Below are 9,718 nucleotides of genomic sequence, written 5' to 3' on the forward strand. Positions count from 1 at the left end.
CCCCGATCATGAGCGCGCTTCCCGACGTCGAGCCGTTCCCCGCCTTCCGTGCCCCTTACGCGCCGGACGACGAGGATCTCGTCCGGACGCTCCGCGCCGAGCTGGCGCTCTCGTCCGATGCCGCGCGGCGCGCCTCGGAGCGGGCCCGCGGCTACGTCGAGGGCATCCGGGCCGCCCGCGGCAGCGTCGGCGGGCTGGAAGACTTCATGCAGACCTACAGCCTCTCGACCCGCGAGGGGCTGGCGCTGATGTCGCTCGCCGAGGCGCTTCTGCGCGTCCCCGACGCCGCGACGCAGGACCGGCTCATCGAGGACAAGCTCGGCGGCCGCGACTGGGCGGAGGCCGCGCGCGAGACGGAGAGCTGGATCGTCTCGGCGACTACCTGGGCGCTCGGCATGAGCGTGCGCATCGTCCATCCCGGCGAAACGGCGGAGGGCATCGTCGGAAAGCTCGCCCAGCGCCTCGGCATGCCGACCATCCGCACGGCCGCCAGGCAGGCCATGCGGCTCCTCGGCCACCAGTTCGTGCTCGGCGAGACGATCGAGGCCGCGCTCCGCCGCGCCCGCAGCCGCGAGGAGCGCGGTTACCGCCATTCCTTCGACATGCTCGGAGAAGGCGCGCGCACGGCCCGCGACGCGCGACGGTACCTCGAATCCTACCGCCATGCGCTCGAGGCGATCGGTCGCTCCGCCCGCGGCGAAGGCCCGCGCGAGCGGCCGGGCCTGTCGGTGAAGCTTTCCGCCCTTCATCCGCGCTACACCGCCCGGCAGCGCGACCGCGTCCTGAGCGAGCTCGTGCCGGATCTCGTCGAGCTCGCCCGGCTCGCCAAGGCCCACGACCTCAACCTCACCGTCGACGCGGAGGAGGCGGAGCGGCTCGAACTTTCGCTCGACGTCTTCGGCGCGCTCCTGCGCGAGCCGGCGCTCGCCGGCTGGGACGGCCTCGGCCTCGCCGTCCAGGCCTATCAGAAGCGTGCGCCGGCCGTCGTCTCCTGGCTCGACGACGCTGCCCGCGCCGCAGGGCGACGCCTCATGGTCCGGCTGGTGAAGGGCGCCTACTGGGACACGGAGGTGAAGCGCGCGCAGGAGCGCGGTCTCGCCGATTTCCCCGTCTTCACGCGCAAGCCCGTCACGGACCTCGCCTACCTCGTCTGCGCCTCGCGGCTGCTTGCGGCAGGCGACCGCATCTATCCGCAGTTCGCGACCCACAACGCGCTCACCGCTGCCACCGTGATCGAGCTGGCCGGCAACGCGGCTTTCGAGTTCCAGCGCCTCCACGGCATGGGGGACGACCTCTTCCGGCAGGTCCACGACCGCGACGGCCATCCCTGCCGCATCTACGCGCCGGTCGGCGGCTACCGCGAGCTGCTTGCCTATCTCGTGCGGCGCCTGCTGGAGAACGGCGCGAACTCCTCCTTCGTGAACGTCGTCTCGGACCCGGGCGTGCCGATCGGCGGTCTCGTGGCCCATCCGCACGAGGCGCTCGCCGACGGCAGCGTCCGCCACGCCCGCATCGCCCGGCCCGACGCGATCTTCCCCGGCCGGCGAAACTCGGCCGGCATCGAGTTCGGGGACCGGCAGGAGGTCGCGTGCCTCCGTGCCGGCATGCGGGCCGTGGCCAACCCAATCCTCGACGCGGCCCCTATGGTTGCGGGACGGCGGATCGGCGGCACGCGCCGCGCGCTTCGCGCACCCGTCGACTGCGCCACCCTGGTCGGGCATGTCGAGGAGGCGGGGCCGGAGACCTCGGCCGGAGCCGTCGCCGCGGCTCTCGATGAATTTTCGGCATGGGATACGACGCCTGCCGAGGAGCGCGCCCGCGTCCTGGAGCGCGCCGCCGACATCGTCGAGGCGCGGCGCGACCGGCTGATGGCGCTGCTCGCCCGTGAAGGCGGCAAGACGCTCGACGACGGCATCGCCGAGATCCGCGAAACCGTGGACTTCCTGCGCTTCTACGCCCGCGAAGCGCGCCGCCTCTTCGGCGCCGACACGATCATGCCCGGGCCGACCGGCGAGGAGAACCGCTACCGGCTGCGCGGCCGCGGCGTCTTCGTCTGCATCAGCCCGTGGAATTTCCCGCTGGCGATCTTCACCGGCCAGGTCGCCGCCGCGCTCGCCGCCGGCAACGCGGTGGTCGCCAAGCCGGCCGAGCAGACGCCGCTCGTCGCCTTCGCGGCGGTCTCCATCCTGCACGAGGCGGGCGTGCCCGCCTCCGTGCTGAACCTCCTGCCAGGCGACGGCGCGACCGGTGCGGCGCTCGTCGCCGATCTGCGCATCGGCGGCGTCGCCTTCACGGGGTCGACCGCCGTCGCGCAGGCGATCAACCGCACGCTCGCGGCACGCCCGGGCTCGATCATCCCCTTCGTGGCCGAGACCGGCGGGATCAACGCCATGATCGCGGACGCCACGGCGCTCCCGGAGCAGGTCGCCGACGACGTCGTCACCTCCGCCTTCCGCTCCGCCGGCCAGCGCTGCTCCGCGACGCGGCTTCTCTTCGCGCAAGCCGACGTCGCCGACCAGATGATCGGGATGATCGCCGGCGCGGCCGCCGAGCTCGTGCTTGGCGATCCGTCCGATCCGGCAACCGATATCGGCCCCGTCATCGACGCCGAGGCGAAGGCCGGGCTCGAGGCGCACATCGAGCGGATGCGGCGGGAGCAGAAGATCATTCACGCCGGCGCCGCGCCCGCCGCCGGCCTGTTCGTCGCGCCGCACGTGATCGAGCTCGACCGCGCCGCCGTCCTCGACAGCGAGGTCTTCGGCCCGATCCTTCACGTGGTACGCTGGCAGTCCGACCGTCTCGACGAAATCATCGAAGCCGTCCGCAGCACCGGCTACGGCCTGACGCTCGGAATCCATACCCGCGTCGGCGGACGCGCCGAGCGGATCGCGCGCGCCCTCCAGGTCGGCAACGTCTACGTCAACCGCAACACGATCGGCGCCGTCGTCGGCGCGCAGCCCTTCGGCGGCTCCGGCCTCTCCGGCACCGGGCCGAAGGCCGGCGGCCCGAACTACCTGCAGCGCTTCGCGCTGGAGCAGGTCGTCTCCACCGACACTACCGCGGCGGGCGGCAATGCGAGCCTCGTCACGCTCGACGACGCCGTAGACTGATCGGCCGCCATCGGCCGCTCAGGCGGCCACGGCGCTGTAGCCGTAGAAGTTCTCCTCGATGTGATTGGCGAGCGCATCGAAGAGCGGCCCCGTCGCCGCCGGCGCGCGGCGGAGCTCGATCCCGAGCTGCCCGATCGACGGCAGCCCCGCCTCGTCTCCGATCGCCTTGATGTCGCCGCGCACCGTCGAATGCGGCAGCGGCGCGATCGCGAGCCCGGCCATCAACGCCGCCAGCTGGCCGAGATAGTGCCGACTCGTATAGGCGACGCGGTAGGCGATGCCGGCCCGGTCCAGCGCCTCCAGGGCCATCCGGCGCCAGCAGCAGCCGAGATGGGAGAGCGCGAGCGGGATCGGCTGCTGCTCGTGCGCGCAGCCGTGCCGCAGGCCCGCCCAGACCAGCGGCTCGCGATGCACGATCTGCCCGGCCGTCGCCCCCTCGCCAGCGCTCACCAAGGCGATGTCGATCTGGTTCGCGGTGATCATCTGCACGAGATCGAGGCTCGACTGGCAAACCACGTCGACCTCCACCATCGGATGGCTCGCGGCGAAGCGGGACAGGATCTCCGGCAGGAAGCGGCCGGCATAGTCGTCGGGCGTGCCGAACCGGATCGTGCCCGCGATGCCCGGCGCCCTGAACCGCTGCAGCGCCTCCTGCGTCAGCTTCACGATGCGCCGGCCGTAGCCGACCAGCGCCTCGCCGTCGGGCGTGAGCGCGACCGAGCGGCCGTCCTTGACGAAGAGCGGCCGGCCGACCTGCTCCTCGAGCTTCTTCATCTGCATGGAGACGGCCGAGGGCGTGCGGTAGACTTGGCGCGCAGCGCGGTTGAAGCTGCCGGTATCGGCGATGGCGACAAGGGTCCGCAGCAGATCGACGTCGAGCCCGGCGCCGGAGCGGTAATCCACCGCCTCTCCGCCTATCCGGCCGGCGGTTTCCCCGTTCAGTTCCAGGACACTCATCCGCGCCTCCCGAATGTTCAGTGCCATTGACTGGATAGATAAAACCAATTCGCTTGATTGAGCAATAGGGATGCGCCAAATCTCTGACTGTCAGCCGTCCCCAAGCGACTGATCTCGCAAGAAACGGGTGGATGTCCGGCGCCGGAATACTGCATTCCGGTGGACGAAGGAGAATTGCCATGCGGGAAGCAGCATCATTCATGGCCCGCCAGGTCATCTGGTCGCCGACGGGACTGTCGGGCGTCGCGCAGCGCATCCTTGCGCCGTTGCGGTGGTGGCAGCGCCGCCGCAGGCTCGCCACGCTCGACACGCTCGACGAGCATGTCCTCAACGACATCGGCCTCAGCCGCGAGGACGTGCGCTGGGCGCTCGGTCAGCCGCTCGCAATCGACGCCGCCGCCGAACTCGTGCGGCGGCGCTCCGAACGGCGCGGCCTGCGTCGTCGCTGAGGCGCGGGACCACTCCCATGCGGCTGCGAACGTGCTAATCGGGGGCTCCGCAAAGGAGCCCCCATGGCCGCTGAAGAGACACCGATCGTCCGCCTCGAGGACTACCGCCCGACCGACTACAGCATCGAAACGGTCGAACTCGACTTCCGCCTGGCGCCCGAGGCGACCGAGGTCCGCTCCCGCCTGAGGCTCGCGCCGCGGCCGGGTACGCCTGCCGGGACCCCGCTCGCGCTCGACGGCGACGGTCTCGTCCTGAAAAGCCTCGCGATGGATGGCGCCGCCCTTCCGGCCGAAGCCTTCGCGGCGACGCCCGACCGGCTCACGATCCACGCGCCGCCGGCGCGACCCTTCGACCTCGAGGTCGTGACCCGGCTCGATCCGTCGGCCAACACGACCCTCATGGGCCTCTACATCTCGAACGGCATCTACGCGACGCAGTGCGAGGCCGAGGGGTTCCGGCGGATCACCTATTTCCTCGACCGGCCGGACGTGCTCGCCGTCTACACCACGCGCATCGAGGCGCGCGCCGACGAGGCGCCCGTCCTGCTGTCGAACGGCAATCTGGTCGAGGCCGGCGCGATCCCGGGCACCGACCGCCACTTCGCGGTCTGGCACGACCCGTTCCCGAAGCCGAGCTACCTGTTCGCGCTCGTCGGCGGCAATCTCGCGGCGGTCCACGATCGCTTCCGCACGATGTCGGGCCGCGACGTCCGCCTCGCGATCTACTGCGAGCCCGGCAAGGAGGAGCGCTGCCGCTACGCGATGGACGCGCTCAAGCGCTCGATGCGCTGGGACGAGGAGCGCTTCGGCCGCGAGTACGACCTCGACGTCTTCAACATCGTCGCCGTCTCCGACTTCAACATGGGGGCGATGGAGAACAAGGGGCTCAACGTCTTCAACGACAAGTACGTCCTCGTCGACCCGGAAACCGGCACCGACCAGGACTATGCCGGCGTCGAGACCGTCATCGCCCATGAATATTTCCACAACTGGACCGGCAACCGCATCACCTGCCGCGACTGGTTCCAGCTCTGCCTGAAGGAAGGCCTGACCGTCTTCCGCGACCAGGAGTTCACCTCCGACATGCGCTCGCGCCCGGTCAAGCGCATCGCCGACGTGGTCGCGCTCAGGCAGCACCAGTTCCCGGAGGATGCCGGGCCGCTTGCGCATCCGCCGCGCCCGACGACGTACCGCGAGATCAACAACTTCTACACGGCGACCGTCTACGAGAAGGGCGCCGAGATCTGCCGCATGCTCCAGACCGTCCTCGGGCGGCACGGCTTCCGCGCCGGGATGGATCTCTATTTCGAGCGCCATGACGGCGACGCGGCGACGATCGAGGATTTCATCGCCTGCTTCGCCGACGCCACCGGGACCGACCTGTCGCAGTTCTCGCTCTGGTACCATCAGGCCGGCACCCCGACGCTGCATGCCGAGCACGCCTACGATCCCGACCGGCAGCGCCTCACCCTGCGCCTGCAGCAGGATCTCCCCGAGACGCCCGACCGTCGTCCCAAGCACGCGATGCACGTCCCGGTCGCCTTCGGTCTGGTCGGGCCGGACGGCCAGGATCTCAGCTTCCGGCGGGCCGAAGGCGCCCGCGTCGACGACGGCATCATCCATCTCACCACCGGCAGCGCGGAGATCACGTTCGACGGCGTGACCGCCCGCCCGGTGCCTTCTCTCCTCAGGGGTTTCTCGGCGCCGGTGCGGCTGCGCTCGGACGTCTCCCGGGACGACCGGCTGTTCCTGATCGGGCACGATCCCGATCCGTTCAGCCGGTGGGAGGCGGCGCAGTCGATCGGGCTCGAGTTTCTCCGCGCCGGTACGGCCGCCGTCCGGGCCGGCCGCCGGCCGGAGTTCGACGGAAGGTTCGCCGAGGAACTCGGGCGCCTCGCCGCCAACGACGAGCTCGACCCCGCCTTCCGCGCGCTCGCCTTGATGCTGCCGAGCGAGGGCGACGTTGCGCAGGCGATCGGAAGCGACGTCGATCCCGACGCCATTCACGAGGCGCGCCTGGCGCTGCAGTCCGCGATCGGGGAAACCATCGCGGAGATCGTCTCGGAGGCGGCGGCGCGCAACGCCCCTGCACCCGCCTATTCGCCCGATGCCGGGCAGGCCGGCCGGCGCGCGCTCGCCCATGCCGCGTGGTCGCTCGGCATTGCCGGCGGCCTGATCGGCTCGGAGGACATGCTGTCCCGCTACCGCGACGCCGGCAACCTCACCGACCGGCTTGCCGCGCTGCGCCTCGCGGCCCACCACCGGCTCGGCTGCGCCGACGAGGCGCTCTCCGCCTTCTACGAGCAGTATCGCGGCAACGCGCTCGTGCTCGACAAGTGGCTGATGGTGCAGGCGACCATTCCCGCCCACGATACGGTCGACCGCGTCCGGAACCTCATGCGCCACCCGGCCTTCTCGATGAAGACGCCGAACAGGGTCTACGCGCTGCTCCGGTCCTTCGCGACCGCGAACCCGGTCGGCTTCAACCGAGCCGACGGCGCGGGCTTCCGCCTCATCGCGGACGTCATTGCGGAGATCGACCCGCACAATCCATCCGTCGCGGCGAGGCTCGCCACCGCCTTCCGCTCCTTCGCGATGCTGGAGCCCGCCCGCCGCGCCGCCGCGCAGGCCGCGCTCTCGGACCTCTCCGCAAGGCCGAACCTGTCGCGCGACGTGGGCGACATTCTCCTCCGCACGCTCGAAGGGTAAATGCCTGCTTGCCACAATCGCACCAAATTTCCGTAACCTTCTAGAAACAATCTGGACAAGCGGAATCCGCTCGACTCAAATGAGCTGATTCGGAGAAGCGGCGCTCCGATTGCACGGCAGACGAGGAGGCTGGCATGGCGCGGGCTGGGGAGGCCATCGCGTCCGCGGATTGGCGCACCCGGATTCCGGAGCGTCTCAATCGCGTGGCGCTGGCGGGTCACGCCAAACTGTTCGTCCATCCCGCTTACGCTCGCCTCGTCACCAATGAGCCCTACGTCAAGCGCCTGATCCCGGCGCTGATCGTCCTCTTCGTGCTCTCGCTCGGCGGGATGCGCGCGGTTGTCCTCTTCGAAGGCCACGATTCCGTCGATCTGCGCGCGCGCAACCAGATCGCACTGCTCGCGCGTGCCGTCTCCGCGGACCTCCTCGGCGGCGACGCCCTCCCGCCGATCAGCGAGCCCTCCGAACTGCTTCAGGGCCGGCTGGAGAACACGCTGCCGCCGCGCGCGGCCAGCATGGAACGCTCCATCTACGTGCTGAACCCCGACGGCGTGATCGTGGCCGCGGTCCCGGCCCGCAACGGCGTCGTCGGCCAGCACTTCGACAGCATCATCGGCCTCGGCCAGCCGCTCACGACGCTCGGCCAGCTCGCCGGCGTGCTCTCGATCACGCGCCCCGACGACGAGGAGGTGCTCGCCGCAGTCCACCACAATCCCGCGCGAACCGCCTCGATCGCGGTCATGCAGCCGGTATCCGGCGCCTACGCGGAGTGGCGGCAGACGGTCTCGCGCGAAGCCACGATCTTCGTCGCCACCAGCGTCGTGCTCGTCATCCTCGGCTTCGCCTTCCATGCCCAGGCGGCGCGGGCCCAGGAGGCCGACGCGATCTACGCCGAGACGCAGAACCGCTTCCACATGGCGCTCCGCCGCGGCCATTCCGGCCTGTGGGATTGGGACCTCTCGCGTGGCGCCCTGTTCTGGTCGCAGTCGATGTACGAGATCCTCGGCCTCGTCCCGCGCAACAAGCTGCTGTCGATCGGCGATGTCGTGGAATTGGTCCACCCCGACGACATCGACCTGCTTTCGCTCGCCAATGCGCTGGTGCGCGCCGGCAAGGGCACCGTGGACCAGGAATTCCGGATGCGCCACGTCGACGGCCGGTGGATCTGGATCCGGGCGCGCGCGGAAGTCGTCTGCGATGCGGACGAGGAGCCCCACCTCGTCGGCATCGCCGTCGACGTGACCGAGCAGAAGCGCATGCAGGAGGCCTCGCGCATGGCCGACATCCGGCTGCGCGACGCCATCGAGGCCATCTCCGAGGCGTTCGTCCTGTGGGACGCCAACGACCGCCTCGTCATCTGCAACAGCAAGTATCAGGATCTCTACCAGCTCTCCGACGAGCTCGTCCGCCCGGGCACGCACTATCAGGCGATCAGCAGGGCCGGAAAGCGGCCCCAGATCACGAGCAGCACGCCGCTTGCCGACGACGCGGCCGAAGAGGCGGTGTCGCTGGAAGCGCGGATCGCCGACGGCCGCTGGCTGCAGATCAGCGAACGCCGCACCAAGGACGGCGGCTTCGTGTCCGTCGGCACCGACATAACCGCGCTGAAGAACAACGAGAGCCAGCTCCTGGAGAACGAGCGGGCGCTCACCGCCACCGTCGCCGATCTCCGCCAGTCGCGCCAGAAGCTCGAGCGCCAGGCCCAGCAGCTCGTCGAACTGGCGGAAAAGTACGCGCAGGAGAAGGAGAAGGCCGAGGACGCGAACCGCGTGAAGTCCGAGTTCCTCGCCAACGTCTCGCACGAGCTCCGCACGCCGCTGAACGCCGTGATCGGCTTCTCCGACATGATGCTGTCCGGTGTGTTCGGCGCCCTCGGCGACCAGAAATACGAGGAGTACTGCAAGGACATCCGCCAGAGCGGCGAGTACCTGCTCGCGGTCATCTCCGACATTCTCGACATGGCCCGGCTGGAGGCTGGCCGCGTGGAGCTCGATCTCGAGCGGATCGAGCTGGAATCGCTGCTCGCCGACACGGTCGAGACCTGCCGCTCGGAGGCGGACGCGGGCGAGATCGAGATCATCGAGCGCCTCGACGCGAAGGTCTCCTTCCTCGGCGACCGGCGCGCCCTCCGGCAGGTGCTCACCAACCTCGTCTCGAACGCGATCAAGTTCACGCCCGGCGGAGGCAAGGTGCTGGTCGAGTGCCGGCGACGCGGCGACAACGTCGTCGCGATCGTGGAGGACACCGGCATCGGCATTCCGCAGGCCGCGCTCGGCAAGATCGGGCAGCCCTTCGAGCAGGTGCAGAGCCAGATGACGCGAAACCACCGCGGCTCGGGCCTCGGCCTCGCCATCTCCCGCGCGCTGGTGGTGCTTCATGGCGGCGACATGCGGATCGAATCCGCCCCGGGCGTCGGCACGCGCGTCACCGTGATCCTGCCCCGCCGCCCGAAGGTCGAACTGGGCTCCCCCGCGGCAGCCTGAGACGGCCGCT

At 70.2% G+C, this 9,718-nt stretch carries 5 protein-coding genes; 4 read left to right on the forward strand and 1 reads right to left on the reverse strand.

Annotation, left to right across the window (positions count from 1 at the left end; all coding sequences use genetic code 11):
* The first annotated feature begins 8 nt into the window (after nt 1–8).
* Complete coding sequence (gene putA / locus ACUN0C_RS16650; RefSeq protein WP_445467524.1) at nt 9–3,110, forward strand: bifunctional proline dehydrogenase/L-glutamate gamma-semialdehyde dehydrogenase PutA; 3,102 nt, start codon at nt 9–11, stop codon at nt 3,108–3,110.
* Nucleotides 3,111–3,128: 18 nt separating this feature from the next.
* Here the strand turns inward: putA and ACUN0C_RS16655 are convergent, their stop codons facing one another.
* Nucleotides 3,129–4,067, reverse strand: a complete 939-nt coding sequence (locus tag ACUN0C_RS16655) for a LysR substrate-binding domain-containing protein (RefSeq protein WP_445467525.1) — start codon at nt 4,065–4,067, stop codon at nt 3,129–3,131.
* A gap of 179 nt (nt 4,068–4,246) precedes the next feature.
* On the opposite strand from ACUN0C_RS16655, the gene ACUN0C_RS16660 reads away from it, so the two are divergent.
* From ACUN0C_RS16660 to ACUN0C_RS16670, 3 genes are all read left to right on the forward strand, one after another.
* A complete protein-coding gene (locus ACUN0C_RS16660; RefSeq protein ID WP_445467526.1) occupies nt 4,247–4,516 on the forward strand; it encodes a DUF1127 domain-containing protein in 270 nt (89 codons plus the stop codon).
* A gap of 63 nt (nt 4,517–4,579) precedes the next feature.
* On the forward strand, nt 4,580–7,225 hold the full coding sequence (pepN, locus tag ACUN0C_RS16665; protein ID WP_445467527.1) for an aminopeptidase N: 2,646 nt from the start codon (nt 4,580–4,582) through the stop codon (nt 7,223–7,225).
* Nucleotides 7,226–7,359: 134 nt separating this feature from the next.
* Nucleotides 7,360–9,708, forward strand: coding sequence for a PAS domain-containing sensor histidine kinase (locus tag ACUN0C_RS16670; RefSeq protein WP_445467528.1), 2,349 nt, complete (start codon nt 7,360–7,362; stop codon nt 9,706–9,708).
* The last annotated feature ends 10 nt before the right edge of the window (nt 9,709–9,718 follow it).

This window comes from Faunimonas sp. B44 (assembly GCF_052655945.1).